Source organism: Thermosynechococcus sp. (assembly GCF_046299655.1).
Taxonomy (GTDB): Bacteria; Cyanobacteriota; Cyanobacteriia; order Thermosynechococcales; family Thermosynechococcaceae; genus Thermosynechococcus.
Genome location: NZ_JBKBHZ010000007.1, coordinates 78,998 through 102,211, shown reverse-complemented (window position 1 = coordinate 102,211; position 23,214 = coordinate 78,998). Strand labels below are relative to the sequence as shown.

Annotated in this window: 17 protein-coding genes, 1 tRNA gene and 1 other RNA gene; 14 read left to right on the top strand and 5 right to left on the bottom strand. The window is 52.9% G+C overall.

All coding sequences use genetic code 11. The annotated features are described in order from the left end of the window. The first annotated feature begins 32 nt into the window (after positions 1 to 32). From ssrS to ACK4HN_RS06605, 9 genes are all read left to right on the top strand, one after another. Positions 33 to 218, top strand: a non-coding RNA gene (ssrS, locus tag ACK4HN_RS06645) — 6S RNA. 10 nt (positions 219 to 228) lie between these two features. Beyond that, complete coding sequence (locus ACK4HN_RS06640) at positions 229 to 828, top strand: pseudouridine synthase (protein ID WP_409869472.1); 600 nt, start codon at positions 229 to 231, stop codon at positions 826 to 828. 95 nt (positions 829 to 923) lie between these two features. Then, positions 924 to 2,087 carry an ABC exporter membrane fusion protein gene (locus ACK4HN_RS06635; protein ID WP_409877380.1) on the top strand — a complete coding sequence of 388 codons (1,164 nt, stop codon included), beginning with the start codon at positions 924 to 926 and terminating at the stop codon, positions 2,085 to 2,087. Between the two features lie 9 nt (positions 2,088 to 2,096). Next, positions 2,097 to 3,251: an ABC transporter permease DevC gene (gene devC, locus ACK4HN_RS06630; RefSeq protein ID WP_409869470.1), complete on the top strand. Its 1,155-nt coding sequence runs from the start codon at positions 2,097 to 2,099 to the stop codon at positions 3,249 to 3,251. 9 nt (positions 3,252 to 3,260) lie between these two features. Beyond that, positions 3,261 to 3,956 (top strand): DevA family ABC transporter ATP-binding protein, encoded by a 696-nt coding sequence (locus tag ACK4HN_RS06625; RefSeq protein ID WP_409869469.1) that lies wholly within the window; start codon positions 3,261 to 3,263, stop codon positions 3,954 to 3,956. Between the two features lie 430 nt (positions 3,957 to 4,386). Next, positions 4,387 to 7,713: a DNA-directed RNA polymerase subunit beta gene (gene rpoB, locus ACK4HN_RS06620; RefSeq protein ID WP_409869468.1), complete on the top strand. Its 3,327-nt coding sequence runs from the start codon at positions 4,387 to 4,389 to the stop codon at positions 7,711 to 7,713. A 76-nt stretch (positions 7,714 to 7,789) separates the two neighbouring features. Further along, complete coding sequence (locus ACK4HN_RS06615) at positions 7,790 to 9,658, top strand: DNA-directed RNA polymerase subunit gamma (RefSeq protein WP_409869467.1); 1,869 nt, start codon at positions 7,790 to 7,792, stop codon at positions 9,656 to 9,658. Between the two features lie 19 nt (positions 9,659 to 9,677). Further along, positions 9,678 to 13,655: a DNA-directed RNA polymerase subunit beta'' gene (locus ACK4HN_RS06610; RefSeq protein WP_409877379.1), complete on the top strand. Its 3,978-nt coding sequence runs from the start codon at positions 9,678 to 9,680 to the stop codon at positions 13,653 to 13,655. Between the two features lie 211 nt (positions 13,656 to 13,866). After that, positions 13,867 to 14,694: a M48 family metallopeptidase gene (locus ACK4HN_RS06605; RefSeq protein WP_409870317.1), complete on the top strand. Its 828-nt coding sequence runs from the start codon at positions 13,867 to 13,869 to the stop codon at positions 14,692 to 14,694. 8 nt (positions 14,695 to 14,702) lie between these two features. Here the strand turns inward: ACK4HN_RS06605 and ACK4HN_RS06600 are convergent, their stop codons facing one another. From ACK4HN_RS06600 to ACK4HN_RS06590, 3 genes are all read right to left on the bottom strand, one after another. Next, complete coding sequence (locus tag ACK4HN_RS06600) at positions 14,703 to 15,305, bottom strand: HAS-barrel domain-containing protein (RefSeq protein ID WP_409870320.1); 603 nt, start codon at positions 15,303 to 15,305, stop codon at positions 14,703 to 14,705. Between the two features lie 3 nt (positions 15,306 to 15,308). After that, on the bottom strand, positions 15,309 to 15,509 hold the full coding sequence (locus tag ACK4HN_RS06595; RefSeq protein ID WP_409870326.1) for an NAD(P)H dehydrogenase subunit NdhS: 201 nt from the start codon (positions 15,507 to 15,509) through the stop codon (positions 15,309 to 15,311). 146 nt (positions 15,510 to 15,655) lie between these two features. After that, positions 15,656 to 15,747 (bottom strand) — tRNA-Ser (locus ACK4HN_RS06590). A gap of 225 nt (positions 15,748 to 15,972) precedes the next feature. Between ACK4HN_RS06590 and ACK4HN_RS06585 the strand changes: the two genes are divergently transcribed. Genes ACK4HN_RS06585 through ACK4HN_RS06575 form a run of 3 tightly spaced genes read left to right on the top strand, consistent with a single transcriptional unit; the run spans position 15,973 to position 19,757 of the window. After that, positions 15,973 to 17,730 (top strand): TolC family protein, encoded by a 1,758-nt coding sequence (locus ACK4HN_RS06585; protein WP_409870322.1) that lies wholly within the window; start codon positions 15,973 to 15,975, stop codon positions 17,728 to 17,730. 3 nt (positions 17,731 to 17,733) lie between these two features. Next, positions 17,734 to 18,813 (top strand): GDP-mannose 4,6-dehydratase, encoded by a 1,080-nt coding sequence (gene gmd / locus ACK4HN_RS06580; protein ID WP_409877378.1) that lies wholly within the window; start codon positions 17,734 to 17,736, stop codon positions 18,811 to 18,813. A gap of 2 nt (positions 18,814 to 18,815) precedes the next feature. Then, positions 18,816 to 19,757, top strand: a complete 942-nt coding sequence (locus ACK4HN_RS06575) for a GDP-L-fucose synthase family protein (RefSeq protein ID WP_409877376.1) — start codon at positions 18,816 to 18,818, stop codon at positions 19,755 to 19,757. Positions 19,758 to 19,964: 207 nt separating this feature from the next. On the opposite strand, the gene ACK4HN_RS06570 is transcribed toward ACK4HN_RS06575, so the two are convergent. Together ACK4HN_RS06570 and ACK4HN_RS06565 are read right to left on the bottom strand one after the other, a co-directional pair. Then, entirely contained in the window at positions 19,965 to 20,744 is a 780-nt protein-coding gene (locus ACK4HN_RS06570) for a hypothetical protein (RefSeq protein WP_409877374.1), read from the bottom strand. Next, entirely contained in the window at positions 20,741 to 22,087 is a 1,347-nt protein-coding gene (locus ACK4HN_RS06565; RefSeq protein ID WP_409877373.1) for an AAA family ATPase, read from the bottom strand. Before ACK4HN_RS06565 ends, ACK4HN_RS06570 begins: the two co-directional genes overlap by 4 nt. Positions 22,088 to 22,258: 171 nt before the next feature. On the opposite strand from ACK4HN_RS06565, the gene ACK4HN_RS06560 reads away from it, so the two are divergent. Together ACK4HN_RS06560 and ACK4HN_RS06555 are read left to right on the top strand one after the other, a co-directional pair. Beyond that, the gene (locus ACK4HN_RS06560) at positions 22,259 to 22,897 is read left to right on the top strand and encodes an HD domain-containing protein (protein ID WP_409877371.1); all 639 of its coding nucleotides are present in this window, start codon (positions 22,259 to 22,261) and stop codon (positions 22,895 to 22,897) included. A gap of 94 nt (positions 22,898 to 22,991) precedes the next feature. After that, positions 22,992 to 23,195, top strand: a complete 204-nt coding sequence (locus tag ACK4HN_RS06555) for a DUF751 family protein (protein ID WP_149821311.1) — start codon at positions 22,992 to 22,994, stop codon at positions 23,193 to 23,195. Positions 23,196 to 23,214 lie beyond the last annotated feature (19 nt).

Sequence of the window (23,214 nt, the reverse complement as noted above, 5' to 3'; positions counted from 1 at the left end):
GCCCCCAGAGTGGATGTGCTATAGTAACTTTAGTTTGGCTGCGACGTTGGTGACTGCCGACATTGTTTTGTGATCTACAATTGCAAAACATTTGGGAATCAACACCGTGGGCGGCAGTAAACTGGCCTTTGAGCCAGAAACTTCTAAGTCTGCGGTTAGCATTCCCCCCTAGTTTTACTAGGTCATAAACTGAGGTAAAACGGCGTCGCGGCTAGACTTTTCCTAACCATGAAACATCGCTACATTCTGCTGTACAAGCCCTACCGGGTGCTGTGTCAGTTTCAAGATCAAGAGGGACGATCCACCCTTAAAGATTACGTCCCTATCCCCGATGTCTATCCTGCCGGGCGTCTAGACTACGACAGTGAGGGGCTGGTTCTTCTCACCAATGATGGCTGGTTGCAGCATTGCTTGACGGATCCTCGCTATGGCCATCCACGTACCTACTGGGTACAGGTGGAAGGGGAACCCACGCCAGCAGCCCTGCAACAGCTGACAGAGGGGGTAGTCATTCAAGGCTACCGCACGCGGCCGGCAATTGCTGAGATTCTCAATCCAGAGCCGTCCTTACCACCGCGGAATCCCCCAATTCGTTACCGCCGTCATATCCCCACCAAATGGTTGAGCTTGACCCTGCGGGAAGGTCGGAATCGCCAAGTGCGGCGCATGACGGCTGCGGTAGGCTTTCCCACATTGCGCTTGGTACGGGTGGCGATCGCCAACTTGCAATTGGGTGACCTAACTCCCGGTGAATGGCGAGAGATTTTGCCCGCAGAACGGCAAGCCCTCTGGCAATCCTGCGGTCGGCGATTCGATCAACGTGCTTAGCATTCCTTAACAACTTTAGGAACTCTATATTAATATTAAGAGCAAGGAATTCCTGTGACTTTTGATTACGCCACATTCATTCATGAGGTCGTCCCATGGGACAGCCGTTTTTCAGCAAAATTGGTCGTCCATGGCTAATTGGGGGGGCGATCGCCATCGGTGTGGGAAGCTTTGTATTGAGTCTCAACCACTGGCAGCAACAACAACGCGCCAATGAGGAGCGAGCGATTCAAGCTGCTTTAGCCAATCCAGTGAGCGATCGCATTACTGCCCTTGGCCGACTCGAACCCGAAGGGGAAGTGGTGGCGGTTAGTGCCCCTTCAATGACGGAGCGATTGGGTCAGTTGCTGGTGCGTGAGGGCGATCGCGTGGTTGCTGGTCAGCCCCTCGCCTATCTGGACACCTACCCGGAGCGCAAAGCCGAGCGCGACTTGGCTGCCAGTCAATTACAGGAAGCCCGCCTGCGCTATGACGCCGAAACTCGCCTAGCCCTTGCTCAAATTAGTGAAGCAGAGCGCCGGCGCGATCGCGCCAATGAACCCGCCATTGCGGCTATTCAAGCTCAACAGGCCACAATTCAGCGCATCCAAGCAGAACTAGAGACTGCTAATCGGGAGTATCAGCGCTTTGCCCAACTCTTTGCTGATGGAGCAGTATCCCAACAGGATGTCGACGATCGCAGTGTCCGCGTCCGTAGTTTACAGGAAGAATTGCGCAACGCCCAAGCCAACCTTGTTCGCTTACAGGAAGAGCGCCGCACAGAACTGGCTACAGCAAATGCACAACTGGACGCCGCCCAAGCAAATCTGGGACGAGTGCAAACCCAAGTACAATTGCTTTCAGCAGAGCAGAATTTGCGACTGGCAGAAGCCCGCCTTGAGCGCACCATTATTCGCGCCCCCCGCAATGGTCGTGTGCTGCGGATTCACACTAAAGCAGGGGAGACCATCAATGAACGGGGAATTCTTGAACTCGGCAATACCGACCAAATGTATGCCGTTGCTGAGGTCTATGAGACCGATGTGCTGCGCGTTCGGGTGGGTCAGCCCGCTGAAATTCGCAGTAGTGCCCTCAGTGCGCCGCTGACGGGCCGTGTTGCTCAAGTGGGGCTGGTGGTGGCCAAGAATGACGTGACCGATACAGATCCAGCCGCCAAAACCGATGCGCGGGTGGTGGAAGTCAAAATTCGCTTAGATAACAGTGAGCCAGTGGCGGGCTTGACCAATATGCAGGTGGAGGTTGCCATTGATCCGCGTTGAGGTGCAGTGATGATTTTTGCGATTCCCTTGGCTTGGCTGCAACTGATTCGGGAGCGGATTCGCCTCCTAGTGGCGATCGCGGGCATTGCCTTTGCTGTCGTGCTGATGCTGATGCAGTTTGGCTTTCGCGATGCCCTCTTTAAGGCAGCAGTGCGCTTTCATGAGAGCTTAAACACCGATATTGTCCTCATTAGTCCCCAATCCACGGCACTGATTGCCATGCGCAGCTTCCCGCGGCGGCGACTCTACCAAGCGGCCGGCTTTGAAGGGGTGGCATCTGTTTCTCCTCTCTACCTCAATTTTGGTCTGTGGCGCAATCCCATTAACAAGAGAACCCGCCAACTCATGGTGATTGGCGTAGATCCGATGGCAGTGTCCATTGCCGTATCCGATACTCCCCACTGGCAGGAGGCGATTAAACTAGCGGATCATGTCCTTTTTGATGCCCAATCCCGCGCTGAGTTTGGCCCGATTCCCGAGCTATACCGCCAAGGAGAAGAGATCACCACCGAAGTCTCTGGCCGCAAGATTACTGTGGCCGGTCTATTTCGCATGGGCGCCAACTTTGGTGCCGATGGTAATTTGCTCACCAGCGATTTGAACTTCTTGCGCCTTTTCCCCGAACGTAATCCCGGACTGATTGATGTGGGTTTAGTGCGGGTGCAGCCGGGGGTGAATACCAAGGCCTTGGCTCGGCGGATGAATGCGGCCCTAGGCAATGATGTCCTAGTAATGACCCGTGAGGAGTTTGCCGAGTTTGAGCGCAGCTACTGGGAAAAAAGCACCTCCATTGGCTTTATTTTCTCCCTCGGTGCTCTGATGGGGTTTATCGTTGGTTCTGTGATTGTCTATCAAATTCTCTACACCGATGTCACAGATCACCTAGCGGAGTACGCCACCCTTAAAGCGATGGGCTATCGGGATGTGTTTTTCTACGGTCTGGTGATGCAGGAGTCCCTGATTCTTTCCTGTATGGGGTATATTCCCGGGTTCATTGTTTCGTTTCTACTGTATCTCCTCATTGCCAATGCCACCTCGCTGCCGGTTTGGATGACGGTGGAGCGAGCCAGTTTGGTCTTTACCCTCACGGTGCTGATGTGTACGCTTTCGGGGGCGATCGCCATGCGACGGATCCAAGCGGCTGATCCTGCCGATATTTTCTAGGATAGTCCTATGGAGCCAGTGATTCACATTCAAGGCCTCAATCACTACTTTGGTCAAGGGCAACTACGCAAGCAGATTCTCTTTGATCTCTGCACTCGCATCGAGGCAGGTGAAATTGTGATCATGACCGGGCCTTCGGGGTCTGGAAAAACCACGCTGTTAACCCTGATTGGTGCCTTGCGATCGGCGCAGGAGGGCAGTCTGCGGGTTCTCGGCCAGGAGCTACGCAACGCCACTAAAGAGCAGCAGATTCAAATTCGCCGTCAAATAGGCTATATCTTTCAAGCACACAATCTGCTCCATTCGTTAACGGCTCGCCAAAATGTCCAGATGGCTTTGGACTTGCAGCCCCATCTGAGTCAAAAGGAGGTTCGAGAACGGGTAGAAGCAATGCTCTGTGCCGTTGGCCTTGGAGAGCGCCTTGACTACTATCCCCATGAACTGTCGGGGGGGCAAAAGCAGCGGGTGGCGATCGCCCGCGCTCTCGTGGGACACCCTAAAATTGTCCTTGCTGATGAACCCACTGCTGCCCTTGATAAAAAATCCGGTCGCGATGTGGTGGAAATTATGCGTACCCTTGCCCGTGAGCAGGGCTGTACGATTTTAATTGTGACCCACGATAACCGCATTCTCGATATTGCCGATCGCATTATTCACATGGAAGATGGGCGTCTGTCGGAAACTACTGTTGCCATTTCTGCCTAACTGAGGGTAGGGGCAGAAACTCGCCGATGATGCCTGTGGCGCTGCAGGGGAAAGTGCCAATTTTGGCAAAGGGGCGATTGCCTGAATCACCCGGTCTTTGAGCACCCGTCTGCCCAATGTCCCCCCATCAAATTATGGCTACGCGGGCCTGCTCTCAGAGATGGGTATTTACCCCCTGCTGGAAACACAGCAAACAGGATTTAGGGCGCGATCGCCCAAACAACAGTTCTGTGCTATGGTCATAGGTAGCGGCTTGCAAGCGCAGCAGTGGCACTTGTCAACTCTTCCCGTTTCCAACAGCTTCATCGTGCCAGAGATCTCCGGCGGCAGTGTTTGTCGTAAGCGGAGCTTTTGGCGTGCTTGACAAAGCCATGCCTCCTTGCTTAAGATGCAAGATCCGCGTTTTAGCGATACCCTCTAGAGGATATACATGGCTAGTAATCAGATTTACACGCCACCCGCTTTTACCTTGCCAGACCTTGTGGAGATTCAGCGGGCCAGCTTCCGATGGTTTCTTGAGGAAGGCCTCATTGAAGAGCTAGAGAGTTTTTCCCCCATCACTGATTATACCGGCAAGATTGAGTTGCACTTTTTGGCCAAAGATTACAGACTCAAGGAGCCGAAGTATAGCGTTGATGAGGCCAAGCGGCGGGATGCGACCTATTCGATGCAGATGTATGTCCCGACTCGCCTCATTAACAAAGAAAACGGCAATATCATTGATCAAGACGTGTTCATCGGCGATCTGCCCCTGATGACTGATCGCGGCACATTTATTATCAATGGTGCCGAGCGCGTCATCGTCAACCAGATTGTCCGCAGTCCTGGCGTTTACTACAAATCAGAAACCGACAAAAATGGTCGCCGTACCTACAATGCCAGCCTGATTCCCAACCGCGGCGCTTGGCTGAAATTTGAAACCGATAAAAACGATCTGCTGTGGGTACGCATTGACAAAACCCGTAAGCTTTCAGCACATGTTTTCCTTAAGGCCTTGGGGTTAACCGATAGCGAGATTCTCGAGCGGCTGCGCCACCCGGAGTACTACCAGAAAACAGTTGAAAAAGAGGGCAAATTCTCCGAGGAAGAGGCTCTCATTGAACTGTACAAAAAACTGCGGCCAGGGGAGCCACCCACGGTTTCAGGGGGACAACAGCTTCTGGAGTCGCGCTTTTTTGATCCCAAACGTTATGACCTTGGCCGCGTGGGGCGCTACAAGCTCAACCGCAAGCTGCAATTGAATATTCCTGATACTGTGCGCATCCTCACCCCAGAGGATATTCTGGCGGCCATTGATTATCTGATTAACCTAGAGTTTGATCTGGGAACGGTGGATGACATTGACCACTTGGGCAACCGCCGCGTTCGCTCGGTGGGTGAATTGCTGCAAAACCAAGTGCGCGTTGGCCTCAATCGGCTAGAGCGCATTATCCGCGAGCGGATGACGGTGTCCGATACGGATTCTTTGACCCCCACTTCGCTAGTCAATCCCAAGCCCTTGGTGGCGGCCATTAAGGAATTCTTTGGCTCTAGCCAGCTTTCCCAATTTATGGATCAAACTAACCCCCTCGCGGAACTGACTCACAAACGGCGCTTGAGTGCCCTTGGCCCCGGTGGTCTCACCCGTGAACGGGCGGGTTTTGCGGTGCGGGATATTCACCCTAGCCACTATGGTCGCATTTGCCCCATTGAAACCCCTGAAGGCCCCAACGCTGGGTTGATTGGTTCTTTGGCGACCCATGCCCGCGTCAATGAATATGGCTTTATTGAGACGCCTTTCTATCCAGTGAAAGATGGCCGCGTCCTCAAGGATCAGCCCCCCATTTACATGACCGCCGACGAAGAGGATGACAAGCGGGTGGCGCCCGGAGATGTACCCACCGATGAAAACGGCTACATCTTGGGGGATGTCGTACCTGTGCGCTATCGCCAAGATTTCACCACCACCACCCCCGATCAGGTGGACTACGTGGCGGTTTCGCCGGTGCAGATTATCTCTGTGGCTACATCGCTAATTCCCTTCCTAGAACACGACGACGCCAACCGTGCCCTCATGGGATCAAACATGCAGCGGCAAGCAGTACCATTGTTGCGCCCACAACGTCCCTTAGTGGGCACCGGCCTAGAAGCGCAAGCAGCACGGGACTCTGGGATGGTGATTCTCAGTCAAACCAATGGCGTCGTCACCTATGTGGATGCCAATCAAATTCGCGTCAAAACCGATCATGGCCCTGAGATTACCTACACCCTGCAAAAATACCAGCGTTCCAACCAAGATACCTGCTTGAATCAACGCCCCATTGTCTTTGTCGGCGATCGCGTCCAAGCGGGGCAAGTGATTGCCGATGGCTCTGCCACCGAGGGGGGGGAACTCGCCCTTGGCCAAAACATCCTTGTGGCCTACATGCCGTGGGAAGGCTATAACTACGAAGACGCCATCCTGATTAGTGAACGGCTAGTGCAAGAGGATGTCTATACCTCCATCCACATCGAGAAGTACGAAATCGAAGCGCGGCAGACCAAACTAGGGCCTGAGGAAATTACCCGCGAAGTGCCCAACGTCTCGGAAGATGCCCTGCGGCAACTGGATGAAAACGGCATTATCCGCATCGGTGCCTTTGTCGAGGCGGGCGATATTCTTGTCGGGAAAGTCACCCCCAAAGGGGAATCGGATCAGCCCCCCGAAGAAAAACTGCTGCGGGCCATCTTTGGCGAAAAAGCGCGGGATGTGCGGGATAACTCCCTGCGGGTGCCCAACGGTGAAAAAGGTCGCGTGGTGGATGTACGCGTCTTTACCCGTGAGCAGGGGGATGAGCTACCTCCCGGCGCCAATATGGTAGTGCGCGTCTATGTGGCGCAGAAGCGCAAAATCCAAGTAGGGGATAAAATGGCTGGCCGCCACGGCAACAAGGGGATTATTTCCCGCATTCTCCCTGTGGAAGATATGCCCTTCCTGCCCGATGGTCGCCCCGTGGATATTGTGCTCAATCCTTTGGGGGTGCCCTCCCGGATGAATGTGGGACAAGTCTATGAGTGTTTGCTGGGCTGGGCGGGAGAATGCTTGGGTCGTCGCTTCAAAATTACGCCTTTTGATGAAATGCACGGCAAGGAAAAATCCCGCGAAACCGTCCATGCCAAGCTGCAAGAGGCCAAGGAAGTCACGGGGAAAGATTGGGTCTTTAATCCTGAGAATCCGGGCAAAATGGTCGTCTATGATGGCCGCACCGGTGAACCCTTTGACCGCCCCGTGACGGTGGGGATGGCCTATATGCTGAAGCTGGTACACTTGGTGGACGATAAGATCCACGCCCGCTCTACGGGTCCTTACTCCTTGGTGACCCAACAGCCCCTCGGTGGTAAAGCCCAACAAGGTGGTCAGCGCTTTGGCGAGATGGAGGTGTGGGCACTGGAGGCCTATGGTGCCGCCTATACTCTCCAAGAGTTGCTGACGGTCAAGTCCGATGACATGCAAGGACGCAATGAAGCCCTCAATGCCATTGTGAAGGGGCAATCCATTCCCCGACCGGGCACGCCAGAGTCCTTCAAGGTGCTGATGCGGGAGCTGCAATCCCTGTGCTTGGATATTTCCGTGCGCAAGGCCAGTATTCCCAGCTTTGATGATGATGGCGAAACGAAACCTGACCCCGAGGTGGACTTGATGGTGGATGCCAGCCCTCGCCGTGCGCCGGCACGACCCACCATTGACTACAGTGCCCTAGACGACACGGATGACAAAGAAGGGGCAACCACATTCTAAACACTCGGAACTGAGTCCGCTTGTTTGGGGGCGATCGCCCCCTTGATCCATTCACTGCCAAAGGATTTGTGAGTTTATGCCCAGAATCGAGCAACGCTTTGATTATGTAAAAGTGTCTCTCGCCTCACCGGAGCGCATCATCCAATGGGGACAGCGCACCCTTCCCAACGGTCAAGTGGTGGGCGAGGTGACCAAGCCAGAAACCATCAACTACCGCACACTTAAGCCGGAGATGGATGGCCTCTTCTGCGAGCGGATTTTTGGCCCCGCCAAGGATTGGGAGTGCCACTGCGGTAAGTACAAACGGGTGCGCCATCGCGGCATTGTCTGCGAACGCTGTGGCGTTGAAGTCACCGAATCGCGGGTGCGCCGCCATCGCATGGGCTACATTAAGTTGGCTGCCCCGGTGACCCATGTCTGGTATCTGAAGGGGATTCCCAGCTACATGGCGATCCTACTAGATATGCCCCTGCGGGATGTGGAGCAAATTGTCTATTTCAACTCCTATGTGGTACTCAATCCGGGGAATCACCCTGAACTCAGTTACAAGCAGCTTCTCAGCGAAGATCAGTGGCAGGACATCGAAGAGGAAATCTACAGCGAAGACTCAGAGCTAGAAGGCATTGAGGTGGGCATTGGGGCGGAAGCCATTCAACGCCTGCTGCGGGATTTAGATCTGCAAGCAGAGGCCGACCAACTGCGGCAGGAAATCCTCAACGCCAAGGGGCAAAAACGCGCCAAGCTCATCAAGCGGCTGCGGGTCATTGATAACTTTATTGCCACTGGTTCCAAGCCGGAATGGATGGTCTTGACAGTGATTCCCGTGATTCCACCGGATCTGCGGCCAATGGTGCAGTTAGATGGGGGGCGCTTTGCCACCTCTGACCTCAATGACCTGTACCGCCGCGTCATTAACCGTAATAACCGCCTTGCCCGCCTGCAGGAGATTCTTGCCCCAGAAATTATCATCCGCAACGAAAAACGCATGCTCCAAGAGGCGGTGGATGCCCTCATTGATAATGGCCGACGCGGTCGCACGGTGGTGGGTGCCAATAATCGTCCCCTGAAGTCCCTTTCCGACATTATTGAGGGCAAACAGGGTCGCTTCCGCCAAAACCTACTTGGAAAACGGGTGGACTACTCGGGACGTTCAGTGATTGTGGTCGGGCCAAAACTGAAAATGCACCAGTGCGGCCTGCCGCGGGAAATGGCCATTGAACTCTTCCAGCCCTTTGTGATTCACCGCTTGATTCGCCAACAAATTGTCAACAATATTAAGGCAGCGAAGCGGATGATCCAGCGCAATGACCCCCAAATTTGGGATGTGCTGGAGGAGGTCATTGAGGGTCACCCGGTGCTGCTCAACCGCGCACCAACGCTCCACCGTTTGGGGATTCAGGCCTTTGAGCCAATTCTGGTGGAAGGGCGGGCCATTCAACTGCACCCCTTGGTGTGTCCCGCCTTCAACGCGGACTTTGACGGTGACCAAATGGCCGTGCACGTGCCCCTCTCGATTGAAGCACAGGCGGAGGCGCGGATGCTGATGCTAGCCTCCAATAATATCCTGTCGCCGGCCACGGGTAAGCCAATTATTACCCCTAGCCAAGATATGGTTTTGGGTTGCTACTACTTGACGGCAGAAAATCCGAAGCTACCGGATTATAGCGATCGCTACTATGCCAACTTCCAAGACGTGATCATGGCCTACGAACAGGGACACTTACCCCTCCATGCCTTTGTCTGGGTGCGCTACGACGGTGAGGTGGACGATGGTGACACCAGTGAACCTCGGATTACGACCTATGAAGATGGCTCCCGTTTGCTGGAGTATCCCCTGCGGCGGATTAAGGAGGATGCCAACGGTCAACTCATTTCCCAATACATCCGCACCACCCCCGGTCGCATTATCTACAACCAAACGATTCAAGAAGCCCTAGCCAGTTAATTTGGGAGACCCCAACACCATGACTGAGAAAAAGCCTGTTTTCTTTAACCGCATCATTGACAAAAAAGGCTTGCGGAACCTCATTGCTTGGTCGTTTAGCAACTTTGGCACCGCCCGCACAGCGGAAATGGCAGACAAAGTCAAAGACCTTGGCTTTCGCTATGCCACCCGCGCCGGCGTCTCCATCAGTGTGGATGACCTGCTGGTGCCCCCGAAAAAGCAGGAACTCCTCGAAGCCGCCGAAAAGGAAATTAAAACCGCTCAGGAGCGCTACTCGCGGGGGGAAATTACGGAGGTGGAACGCTTCCAGAAGGTGATTGACACTTGGAACACCACCAACGAAGAACTGAAAAACGAGGTGGTGCGCCACTTCCAAAACACCGATGTCCTCAACTCCGTCTATATGATGGCCTTTTCTGGGGCAAGGGGGAATCTCTCCCAGGTGCGCCAGTTGGTGGGAATGCGGGGGTTGATGGCCAATCCCCAAGGGGAAATCATTGACCTGCCGATTAAAACCAACTTCCGCGAAGGACTGACGGTAACAGAGTACATCATCTCCTCCTACGGTGCCCGCAAGGGACTGGTGGATACGGCACTGCGGACGGCGGACTCCGGTTACCTGACCCGTCGCTTGGTGGATGTCTCCCAAGATGTGATTATCCGCGAAGAGGATTGTGAAACGGAGCGGGGCATTACGCTGCGCAGTATGACGGTGGGGGATAAGGTACTGGCCCTAGAGGACCGGCTTTTAGGGCGGGTGGTGCTCAATGATGTCTGCCATCCAGAAACTGGCGAAGTGCTGGTGGCCAAAAATCAAGCCATCTCTGCTGATCTGGCCAAGAAAATTGTTGATGCGGGTATCGAAGAAGTAGTGGTGCGATCGCCCCTCACCTGCGAGGCCACTGGCTCGGTGTGTCGTCTCTGCTATGGCTGGAGCCTTGCCCACGCCAAATTGGTGGATATGGGGGAAGCCGTAGGGATTATTGCTGCTCAATCCATTGGTGAACCCGGTACGCAGTTGACAATGCGCACCTTCCACACGGGCGGGGTGTTTACAGGGGAAGTGGCTCGCCAAGAACGCGCTCCCTTTGCCGGCACGGTGGAGTACGGCAAGAAATTACGGGTACGTCCCTACCGCACGCGTCACGGTGATGATGCCTTTATTGTCGAAACCGCTGGCAAGCTGGTGATCAAAAGTGATCAGCAAAGCCAAGAATTTGACCTCTCCCAAGGGTCAATTGTGCTAGTGGCGGATGGTGAAACCGTTGACGCGGGTCAACTGTTGGCGGAAGTCGCTCAAGCCAGTCGCAGTGTCCGCAAGGCAGTGGAAAAGGTGACCAAGGATGTGGCCTCCGATTTGGCGGGTCAAGTGAAGTTCGTCAACCTTGAGGCAGAGGAGAAGCGCGATCGCCAAGGCACCACAACGCGCATTGCCCCCAAAGGTGGGTTGATTTGGGTACTGTCGGGGGAAGTCTATAACCTGCCCCCCGGTGCGGAGCCGGTTGTGAAAAATGGCGATCGCATTGAAGCCGGGGCTGTCCTTGCCGAAACCACAGTGAAAACGGAGCATGGGGGTATTGTGCGTCTCCCTGAGCAACGGGACAGCAAAGGGGGGCGCGAGGTGGAAATCATTACTGCCTCGGTGATGCTCGATAAAGCGAAGGTGCTCAAAGAAACGCAGCAGGGCCGCGAGCATTACATTATTGAAACCGCCACTGGTCAGCGGTTTTCCCTCAAAGCCGCTCCCGGTACAAAAGTGGCCAATGGTCAAGTGGTGGCCGAACTCATTGACGATCGCTACCACACCACGACGGGCGGTATCCTCAAATATGCCGACATCGAAGTGGCCAAAAAAGGCAAAGCCAAGCAGGGCTATGAAGTCCTCAAGGGGGGGACGCTCTTGTGGATCCCCGAAGAAACCCATGAGGTGAATAAGGATATTTCCCTACTGATGGTAGAGGACAACCAATACGTCGAAGCGGGGACTGAGGTTGTCAAGGACATCTTCTGCCAAAACAGTGGTGTCGTTGAAGTCATCCAGAAAAACGACATCCTGCGGGAAATTATTATCAAGCCCGGCGAACTCCACCTTGTGGATGATCCGGAAGCGGCACGGCTGAAGCACGGCATGTTGGCACGTCCCGGCGAAGAGGTTCTCCCCGGCCTTGTGGTCGAAACCCTCTCGCAAGTGGATTATCTTGAGGACACCCCCGAAGGACCAGCGATTCTGCTGCGTCCCGTCCAAGAATTTAGCGTTCCTGATGAGCCATCGGTCCCCAGCCAAGACTCCAGTGATAGCTCAGGGCAATCCATTCGCCTGCGGGCCGTCCAGCGGTTGCCCTACAAACACGATGAGCGAGTTAAATCCGTTGATGGCGTTGATCTGCTGCGGACGCAGCTTGTCCTTGAAATTGGCAGCGAAGCCCCGCAACTGGCCGCTGACATTGAAATTGTGACGGATGAGGTGGATCCAGAAGCCCAGCGGCTGCAACTGGTGATTTTGGAATCCTTGGTGATTCGCCGTGACATTGCTGCAGATCAAACCCAAGGCAGTACGTTTACTTCCCTCTTGGTCAAAGATGGCGATCACATTGGCCCCGGTGCCGTGATTGCTCGCACAGACATCAAAGCCAAGCAGGCGGGGGAAGTGCAGGGGATTTTGCACAGTGGCGAATCGGTTCGCCGCATTCTGGTGGTGACCGAGAGCGATCGCCTGCGGATCGAGACCAACGGGGCTAAACCCACGGTCAAAGTGGGCGATCTCGTGCGTCCCGGCGATGAACTTGCCAAGGGAGTAAGTGCCCCAGAAACAGCAGCGGTAATGGCGGTAGCCGATGACCACGTGCTCCTGCGCCTAGCCCGTCCCTACCTTGTCTCACCGGGGGCAGTGCTGCAAATTGAGGACGGTGACCTTGTGCAGCGGGGGGATAACCTCGCCCTGTTGGTGTTTGAGCGGGCGAAAACGGGTGACATCATCCAAGGGTTACCTCGGATTGAAGAACTCCTTGAAGCGCGCCATCCCAAGGAAAAATGTGTGCTGGCTGTGCGCCCCGGCACCTGTCAAGTCACCTACAACAGTGATGACAGCGTAGATATCAAAGTCATTGAAGAGGACGGCACAATTCAGGAATACCCTGTCCTGCCAGGTCAAAACCCCTTGGTAGTGGATGGTCAAAAGGTCAATCTCGCTGACCCCCTCACCGATGGCCCTGTCGATCCCCACGACATCCTTTCGATTTACTTTGAGTACTACAAGCCCCAAGGGTTACTCAAAGCCGCCCAAATTAGCTTTGAAAAGGTGCAGTCGTTTTTGGTCAACGAGGTACAGTCGGTGTACCTGAGCCAAGGGATTGAGATTTCCGACAAGCACATTGAGATCATTGTCCGCCAGATGACCTCAAAAGTACGCATTGAGGATGCCGGCGACACCATTTTGCTGTCGGGTGAACTCATGAATTTGCGTCAAGCGGAGCAAGCCAACGAGCCTATGGCGCTCACAGGGGGCGCTCCTGCTCAATACACCCCTGTCCTCCTGGGGATTACCAAGGCCTCGCTGAATACCGATAGCTTTATTTCAGCCGCCAGTTTCCAAGAGACGACACGGGTACTGACGGAAGCGGCCATTGAAGGCAAGTCCGATTGGCTGCGGGGACTCAAGGAAAACGTCATTATTGGCCGTCTCATCCCAGCGGGCACCGGCTTCAACAGCTACGAGGAAAGTAGCAATGGTGACGAAGAGTGGGAAGAGGGAGAAGATCGCTTGGGTCAAACCCACGTTATCAGCCCTGAACCCGAACCACCAACGATGACGGTCAATGTCACTGCTGACCTTGGTGAGGATGTTCTCATTGACGATGAAACCGCGCCCCACGTGATTGAAAAAATCACTGGACGGACTCGTGATTTTGAATTCGCCAGTAGTGATGCTGACGATGAGGAGGATGACCTCACAGACGAGGATGATGACTATGGGGATGAGGAGGAGGACGACCTCTGAGTAAAATCCCCTCACTATCAATCCCCTCACTATAAGGAGGCTACGGTAGGAGTCGGCACCCAATTCAGATGGTTGGTGCACTTACTGTAGCTTTTTGGTCTCTGGTCCAAGATCATGCGGAATACGGCAGCAAGCTTTTGCAGCGATGCGAGAAACTTGTACGATACTCTAAAATTGGCAGTGGAGGGGTCAGAGTAAAAATCACGATTTCATGCCTGTTTCAGCGTATTCCAGCCTCAGAGCTGATCAATTCCGTCATCCCCGCGATCGCGAGGCTACCCAAGCACTTCAACAACTGCCGGGGATGGATATTCTCGTGCGATCGCTCCTCGGTTCGGTGGCGGAGCAGGCCTTTTACCTTGAGAACATTGGCAGTAGTCTGCGCCTCAGTGAACAGCAACTGCCAGAAATTTATACCCTTCATCTGGAGGCTTGCCGTATCTTAGGCCTAGAGCCGCCGCAGCTTTATCTTAAACAACATCCCGTTCCCAATGCCTATACTTTTGCTATGCAGGGCAAGCAGCCCTTTGTGGTACTGCACTCCGCGCTGGTAGAATTGCTGACACCCAAGGAAGTGCAGGCGGTGTTGGCCCATGAGCTAGGGCATCTGAAGTGTGAGCATGGGGTGTATCTAACCATCGCCAACCTGCTGCTTTTTGCCGCTAGTCAACTTTCCCCGTGGGGCTTGCTCTTGGCGCAGGGATTGCAAATGCAATTGATGCATTGGCTGCGCTGTGCCGAACTCACCTGCGATCGCGCGGCCTTGTTGGTGACCCAAGACCCGCGTGTTGTCGCTTCGGTGCTCATGAAACTCTGTGGTGGTTCTCCCCAGTGGAGCGATCGCCTGAATCTGGATGCCTTTATTGCCCAAGCACGGGCGTATGACGCTGCTGATCGGGGTTGGTACAACCTTTTCAAGGAATTGCAGGCCAGTCAACTCACCCACCCTTTACCTGTTCTGCGGGCACGGGAAATTCTCAATTGGGCGGAAACACAGCAGTACGCTCGCCTTGTCCAGCAGCTGCACGCTGCGGGTTAAAGCCCTGATTATAACTGCTCAATAATGCCGCGCAGGCGATCGTAGTCCTCCTTGAGGAGTCGGTTCAGGTATTGGGCGGCCTGCACCAGCCACTGGCGATCGCGCTGGCGAAGTTGATACAAGAAACGCAGCGTTGCTGCCACCAAGGCATCCCCTGGCCCATAGCGCAGGGTCAACAGTGTTCGCAAAAACGTGAATGTACCACTGAAGGCAATCACGTCCTCCGCAGGACAGCTATAGACCTGCTGGTGCATTTGGGGTGGGCGGGGGGGCAAATGGTGATAAAAGCGTGCCTGTTCCTGAAAGCCAGTGATGGCGATCGTGATCTCCGTTTTCAACATGGCAAAAATATGGGGCTGCTCTTGCCGTAGTTGCTCTAGAGATAGCCCCAAGGCGGTGGCACGGTGAATGGTGTCAATGGGAGCCGTCACCACATAGGCCACAACGCCATAAATGACGCGATTGCCTTCGGGAATACGCACCCAACTGCCTAGGGCTGGAACCATCGGAAAGTCGAGGGTGGCGGGTTCGTGGCACTGGGCAATGCAGTGATCCGTTGCTGTCTGGATAATTTCGGCAAGGGGCTGGGGGGGAGGCGATCGCCGCACCATGGCCTACTTTTTCGCTTTGCCTTTGGGCGTGGTCACGACTGGCTCTAGCTCGCTCATTTGAAACGTAACCAATTTATCCCAGTTTCCCCCTTCAAAGAGCACTGCTACCTTGCCATCCGTGACCCGCTGCACAGTCCCCTGAAATTGGTAGTAGGTATCGTTGGGATTGGTGACCTTCACGGTCATACCGGGCAGAATCGTCATTGCTAAGTCGCTGGCCATCGTTTTATCCTTAAGGGGTATGTGCCCTTATTATCCCCTACCCTTAACGCGTTCGGACTTTGCTGAGGGGTAGTCGAGGAGAGGTCTCAGCTATTGATTTGATGATATTTTCTTTAACGTTTCTTTGACGGAGAGGGAGGGATTCGAACCCTCGGATAGGAGTTACCTGCCTATCAACAGATTAGCAATCTGCCGCTTTCGACCACTCAGCCACCTCTCCTCTTTGAGGGTTCCCTATTCTAGATCACTTTTCTCTCCCTTTTCAATCCTCGTGGTCTGCGGCTGCTGTTCTAGGTCGCGATCGCAGTCGAGAATCCATGCTAAAGTTTGGCAGAATGGGCGTGTTGTGGGAGTGAAGCACATGACTGCATGCTGGCAACCTTCACCAGTACTTAGGGGAAGTCCTACTGCGACTAAGTTGAACAGGTTGCACGTCTAAGTTCTCATGTTGCATAATCTTGCCCTCAATCCCAAAAAAACGCTGGTGTCGGGACTCCTCGCGATCGCCCCAGTAACGCTGCCTAGCTTCGTTCAAGCGATACCCACAACTACGCCAGTGGCACAGGCGTCTTCCCAAAGACCAGCCTCGGATGCCCTGACGCCTCTCAACCCCAGCCCCGATAGCTTAGCGCTTCCTGAGACGGTCAACATTGATCTCAATCAACCCCTCACCCTAGAGCAAGCCATTGAGGTGGCCATTCGCAATAACATTGCCTTGCAAATTAGTGAACTTCAACTCCAACGGGCACGGGCACAACTGCGACAGGTGCAAGCCCAGCTTTATCCTGCCCTTGCCCTGCAAGCGAGCCTCGGTCAGAATACTACTCCCGGTGGGCCGCTAGCCTACTTGCCCCTCAACATTCAGCCACAGCTCTCTCTACAGCAGCAGCAAGAGCAACAGGCGCAGCAACAGCTTCTGGCGCAGCAACTGGCCGCCACTAATCTTTTGAATACACAGGTGCAACAGCTGCAACAGCGATTCCAAGGCCCGCAACTCACAGCGTTTACGGATCAGCAAAACCTAGAGCTGCAACAGCAACTGCAACAACTGCAAAATAGTGCCAGTCAGGCTGCGACGCCCTCCAACTTCAGTCCCATTACCCTTGCACCAGTGAATCAACTCAACTTCAGGAACTTTTTCACGAATCTTTTTGGGGCAACGAGTGGTGCCACTGCTAATGTCGCCTTGGTGATGAACTATACGCTGTTTGCCGGAGGTGGGCGATCGGCAGCTATCGAAGCGGCTCGCAACCAAGTGCGCTTCAGTGAATTGGAGGTGGAGCGTCAGCGCCAACAATTGATCCTCGACGTTACCAATGATTACTATTTGGCGCAACAGGCCAAGGTACAGGTGCAAATTGCCGAAGCAGCGGTGGCCAATGCCCAAGTGGCCCTGCGAGATGCTCAGGCCTTTGAGCAAGCAGGGATTGGGACGCTATTGGATGTGTTGAACGCAGAGGTGAACCTTGCCAATGCTCAGCAAAACTTGAGCCAAGCCCGCAATTTGGAAATGACCACTCGCCGACAGTTGGCGCAGCGATTGAATGTGAATCAGACGGTGGATGTGGCGATCGCTGGGCGCGTCGAACCCGCTGAGGAATGGCCCCTTTCCCTTGAGGAGAGTATTCTCCTTGCTTACCAAAACCGCGTTGAGCTAGAGCAGCGGCTGCTACAGCGCACGATCGCCCTGAAAAATCGTCAGGTGGCCTTGGCGGCTACCCGTCCCCAACTCAGCCTCTTTGCCAGTGGCAACCTGCTGGACAAAGTCACCGATGATCTCGCACCTCGCTTTGGCTATGGGGTGGGGCTACAAATGCAATTAGCCCTCTTTGATGGCGGCAATGCCCGTGCTAGTGCCGCTCGCCAAGAAGCCCTTGCAGCAACCGCTGAGGAACAATATGCCAATCAGAAAAACACCATTCGCCTAGAGGTGGAAACCGCCTACACCAATCTCAGAGCCAATGAGAAAAACATGGCCACCGCCCGCACAGCAGTTACCCAAGCCATTGAAGGATTGCGTCTTGCACGGTTACGGTTTCAGGCCGCAGTGGGAACGCAACAGGAGGTCAGCCGTGCTGCAACCAATTTAACCCAAGCCCAAGGGAATCTCCTTGCAGCCATTTTGAACTACAATCGCTCCTTAGCAGCGTTAAAGCGGGCTGTAGGCTATCCAGACCAAGGACGTTTAGGAGTCAGGAAATAGGAGATGGGCGATCGCAGGCGGGCACTAATCACCGGCATTACCGGCCAAGATGGTTCTTACTTATGTGAGCTACTCCTTGAAAAGGGCTACGAAGTTCACGGTATTATCCGCCGCACCTCCACGTTTAACACTGATCGCATTGACCACATTTACGTTGACCCCCACCAAGAGGATGCCGCGCTGCGCCTGCACTATGGGGATCTGACCGATGGCGGTACCCTGCGGCGAATTATTGAACTTAGCCAGCCCGATGAAATCTACAACCTAGGGGCGCAATCCCATGTGCGAGTCAGCTTTGATGCGCCGCAGTACACGGTGGAGACTGTTGCCATGGGGACGCTGCGACTACTAGAAGCGATTCGCGAATACCAAGAGCGCAGCGGCAAGCGGGTGAAATTTTATCAGGCAGGGTCTTCAGAGATGTTTGGCCTCGTGCAGGAAGTGCCGCAGCGGGAAACAACGCCCTTTTATCCCCGCAGTCCCTATGCCTGCGCCAAGGTCTATGCCCACTGGCAAACGGTGAATTATCGCGAGGCTTACAGTCTATTTGCCTGTAATGGCATCCTCTTTAACCACGAAAGTCCTCGGCGGGGGGAAACCTTTGTCACCCGCAAAATTACCCGTGCCGTTGCCCGTATTGTGGCTGGCCAGCAAAACAAGCTCTATTTGGGCAATTTGGATGCCAAGCGGGATTGGGGCTACGCCAAAGACTATGTACGTGCCATGTGGCTGATGCTGCAACAGGAGCAACCCGACGACTACGTGATAGCCACCGGCGAAACCCACTCGGTGCGAGAATTTCTAGAATTGGCCTTTGGCTATGTCGGTCTTAATTGGCAGGACTATGTGGAATTTGACCCCCGCTATCTGCGCCCCACTGAGGTGGATTTACTCCTCGGAGACCCCACCAAGGCCAAGACGGTTCTGGGCTGGCAACCCACAGTCACTTTTCCTGAACTCGTGGCCTTAATGGTGGAAGCCGATCTGCGAGCAGTGGGAATTCAGGGAGCAGAGCCAAAACCCACCTCTGAAACCGTCTTGGATCTCCTTACCCAGCGGCAGTTTATCAGTAAGGCAGACTAACCATGGATCTCAGTCAAAAAAGGATTCTGGTCACCGGTGGGGCGGGATTTTTGGGACGCCAAGTGGTAGCACAATTGCAAAAGGCGGGGGCAGTACCTGAGCAGATTACGGTGGTGCGATCGCGGAACTACGACCTACGCCAACTGTCTGCTTGCCAAGCCGTTGTTCAAAACCAAGATATTGTCATTCACCTTGCCGCCCATGTGGGGGGAATTGGTCTTAATCAAGCTAAGCCGGCTGAACTCTTCTATGACAATCTGATGATGGGGGCACAACTCATTGAGTGTGCCTACCGCGCCGGGGTTGAAAAATTTGTTTGTGTGGGAACCATCTGTGCTTATCCCAAATTCACCCCCGTTCCCTTCAAAGAAAGCGATCTTTGGAACGGTTACCCCGAAGAAACCAACGCCCCCTACGGCATTGCTAAAAAAGCCCTCCTCGTACAATTGCAGGCCTATCGGCAACAGTACGGGTTCAATGGCATCTATCTTTTGCCTGTGAATCTTTATGGGCCAGGGGATAACTTTGACCCCCTAAGTTCCCATGTGATTCCTGCTTTAATTCGCAAAGTTGACATTGCTCAACAACAGGGGGAGAATGTGATTCCTGTCTGGGGGGATGGCACCCCTAGCCGTGAGTTTCTCTATGTGGAGGATGCGGCTCGCGGTATTGTCATGGCCACCCAAGCCTACGATCATCCCGATCCCATTAACCTCGGTACGGGGGAAGAAATCACCATTAAGAATTTAGTTGACCTCATCTGCGATCTAATGGACTTTCAAGGGCAGATTGAATGGCAAATCGATAAGCCCAATGGTCAACCCCGGCGTTGCTTGGACACCACTAAGGCAAAAGAAGCTTTTGGGTTTCGTGCCCAAATTTCCCTCAAAGAAGGTCTGGAACGTACAATTGCTTGGTATCGTCAGCATGCAGCATCACTATGAGACACTGGCTTCAGATTATTCAGGAGATTGCCCAAGACCAGAAGTGTTGAATCCTGCAACGAAACTTAATATTCTAAGTTAAAAAAAGCTCTAGCCGCCGATCAAAGCTCCAATGGACGATAGAACACCGCCGACTAAGTTCTAGTTACCAGTATCATAACTAGTTTAATAGTTCCTTCTCCAAGCATTCTAGTATATCCACCATCTCTAAAATTGAATATTTAATTCATCCCAGCGGCCTGAGGGAGCAATTGCTTTCAGTTCATCCACAGATTTAAATCTTCTACCTTCCTGAATTTGCTGGATGATTATTTCAGCTTCTTTATTTTTTAAGTTGGGAACACGTTTAGTAAGATTCTGAGGGTTTCTATAGCGGTTGATGAACACACGCTCCTCAGTCATTGTTTGCCTAGAGATAGGCTGCTGTAATTCACGAAGACTTAAGCGTTTTTTGAGTTCATCCAATTCCTGACTGATTTTTTGCAGAGAGTTATTTTGTTCATCCAATTTGTTTTCGAGCTTGTCAAACTGATTCTTGAATGTCATCTTATTCTCTTCTATAAGCATCCTCACTAATTGAGCAATCTGATCCATAAAGGTACTTTGCAGCAAAATTTGTGAATAAGAACTGCTAGCTTTTTGATTCATTCCGAAAATAGACTTGAGTCTTTTTTGAAAGGGTAAAACATCTTCATCTTGCAGCTCGATTCTCGATGCGAATAAGTGATTAATACCAAGCTCGCGGGCAAATTCAACTATCTCTTTGCCAAAAATAACTTCATATTCTCCCTCCTCTACTGGCCGAATAATTAGCGGTATAAGGTTTGTTCGATGCCGTTGCAAGTCCTCACGAATAAGCTGCGGTGAGGAGGACAGTAAGTCCGGAGGGTAACTGCTTGGCACTCTCAAAGAGTCAACATGAATTTGACCCTGAAATGCTGGGCGGGGAGTCAGATGTTTTGAGATTTTTTCTAGATCACTCATCATTTTGGGAGAGCTTTACTAGAGAGGTAACGAGCTAAGTTTTGAAAGGATTGAGTTAAATCATCAATCGAGTTTCTGTCTCGTCTAAGTTCGTGGTAAAGTTTTTCGCTGAAGATGGGTTGACCGAAGTTTATACTGTGCAGCATGGTAACTTTCTCCGGAATCCATGTACTCTCAGGTAAAATCTCTATGGCATGGTTGTACTTTGAAAGGATGCTCTCTAGTTTGCTTCTCATCTGCTGGTTTGCTGCGGATTTGGAACGGTTGTACATACTAACAGCAATACCCAGTGGGCGAGGTGGATTTTCCATGGCATTTCTCATGGCTTCTAGTCGAGCAAGCACGTACTCTATTGCTCGAATGGGGTAAGGGGCAAGTTGAGTGGGGATAAGCACACCGTGAGAAGCCATGAGTGCAATTGTATTTACTTTGCCGAAGGCTGGTGGTGGATCAATGAGAATGACATCATAACTGTGATTAGAGAGCTTTCGTTGCAACACCCGATCAATATCAATAGTATTAATCAGAGCAGGTTCTTTGTCAGCAAGGCGAATATGAGAGGGAACCACATCTAGCTGTAAATCATCCCAAGATTTTCTATAGATCACTTCCTCTAGGCTGACCCGTGGCTCTAGCAACAGATCGCTAATGTCTTTCCTCCCTTGTTCTTCGACATCCCTGAGGGGGTCAATCCCTACACCGATGGTTAAATTTGCTTGTGGGTCGATATCAATCAGAAGAACTCGCTTACCCATTTCAGCAAAAGCAGCACCAAGGTTAAGGGTCAGCGTGGTTTTACCAACCCCTCCCTTGTGGTTAAAAACCGTAATGATCATGGATGCCTCCTTAGCTGGGATTGATGAGATAAAGAATGAAAATTTCTTAGTCAACTCTTTTTCAAAATGATGGTAAACTTTCAATTGCTGGTGAGTAAGGGCATTCATCAATGCTGTAGCAGTGGAGCGCTGGAGAAGTTTACCCAATTTTTGCAACGCTTTTTTGTCAAGTTCTCCTGAACAACAGTTGATTTGCCGCCGTGGCTCCTTCAGCGGGTTCTGGTAAAACAGTTGGTATTCTCGACCATTGGTCAAGAGACCAAAGACAGTGCGGCCAATTTCCATGTATTGCTTGAGTTGTTGACTGCCGCTGAGTTTTTTTTGTTGCGGACTTTTGACTTCAATGATGAGATAGTTAAAGGGGGAAACATCGGTTCTGGGCAACCTGACAACGAAGTCGGGATACCCATTGCCAATCCGTGGCTTGGCTTGGTACTCAGCGTCACTGTAGCCCCACTGCTTGAGCAACGGCAGGATAATCTTCTGTTCAATGTTTGCTTCATTGCTCATGGGAAGCCGCTAGGCAGGGAGCCCGCTTAGAAACACATCCAGCAAAATTATCCTTGATAACAATGAGCAATTCAATATGTTAACAAATCTTTAAGACAAGATGAGCAGAAAGTTATTTTCCCTGCGTGAAGAACCGCTCCACAATAGCAATAGATGCTTGAGGTAAAACTGATGCCCTCTCTCCGTTATCTCGATGCGTTGGAATATGCGGCTCTTCTGCATCGTGAACAAACTCGTAAGGGGTCAGATGTGCCCTATATTTCCCACTTAGTTGCTGTGTCCATGATTGCCCTTGAGTATGGTGCTGATGAGGATGTGGCGATCGCGGGCCTCCTCCACGATGCTGTTGAAGATCAAGGGGGATTGCCGACCCTAGAGGCGATTCGTGAGCGTTATGGCGATCGCGTTGCTGCAATCGTCCGTGCCTGTTCTGATTCAGTGGCCAATACCCTAGAAGGCGATGCAAAACTGCCTTGGGCAACTCGCAAACTGGCCTATATCAAACACATCCAACAGGGCACCACCGCTGATCGCGATGCTCAACTGGTCTCCGCCAGTGATAAATTGCACAACCTACTGTGCATTCTCAGAGATTATGGCAACGTTGGTGGTGATGTTTGGCTGCGTTTTCGGGCGGGTCGGGAGGGGGTTCTCTGGTACTACCGCGAGTTGATTGCGGCCTTTGAGAGTGCTCATCTTATTCCTTTAGGCCTGTTAGAGCAGTTGCAACACACATACCAAGAACTTAGCCATGCTGTCGAGCAGGAGGAAGGTTTTGTGCTGCCGTCTAGTTATGTGCCTGTGGCATAGGTCAAGGGCGTTACTCCCTTAGAGGCTTCGCTGGAGTAGTATCATGAAAGCAACTTCAAGCCCACTGGCGTCACCAACTTAGGAGCATCAATCAATGGATGGCTTTTGGGAAAATGTCCTGCGCTACCAACGGTATTTTGTTACGGTTCTATTGGGCGTAGTGTGGAATGTTGTGGAGCCATTGGTGCCGCTTTTGAAGCGTCCGCTGAGCGCGATCGCCCTTATTGGCCTCATGGTGGGACTCCTCACATTTGTGGCACTGACGTTACGCGCCATGTTGGGGTTGACCGCTGCATAAACTCATCAATGCAGGTGGC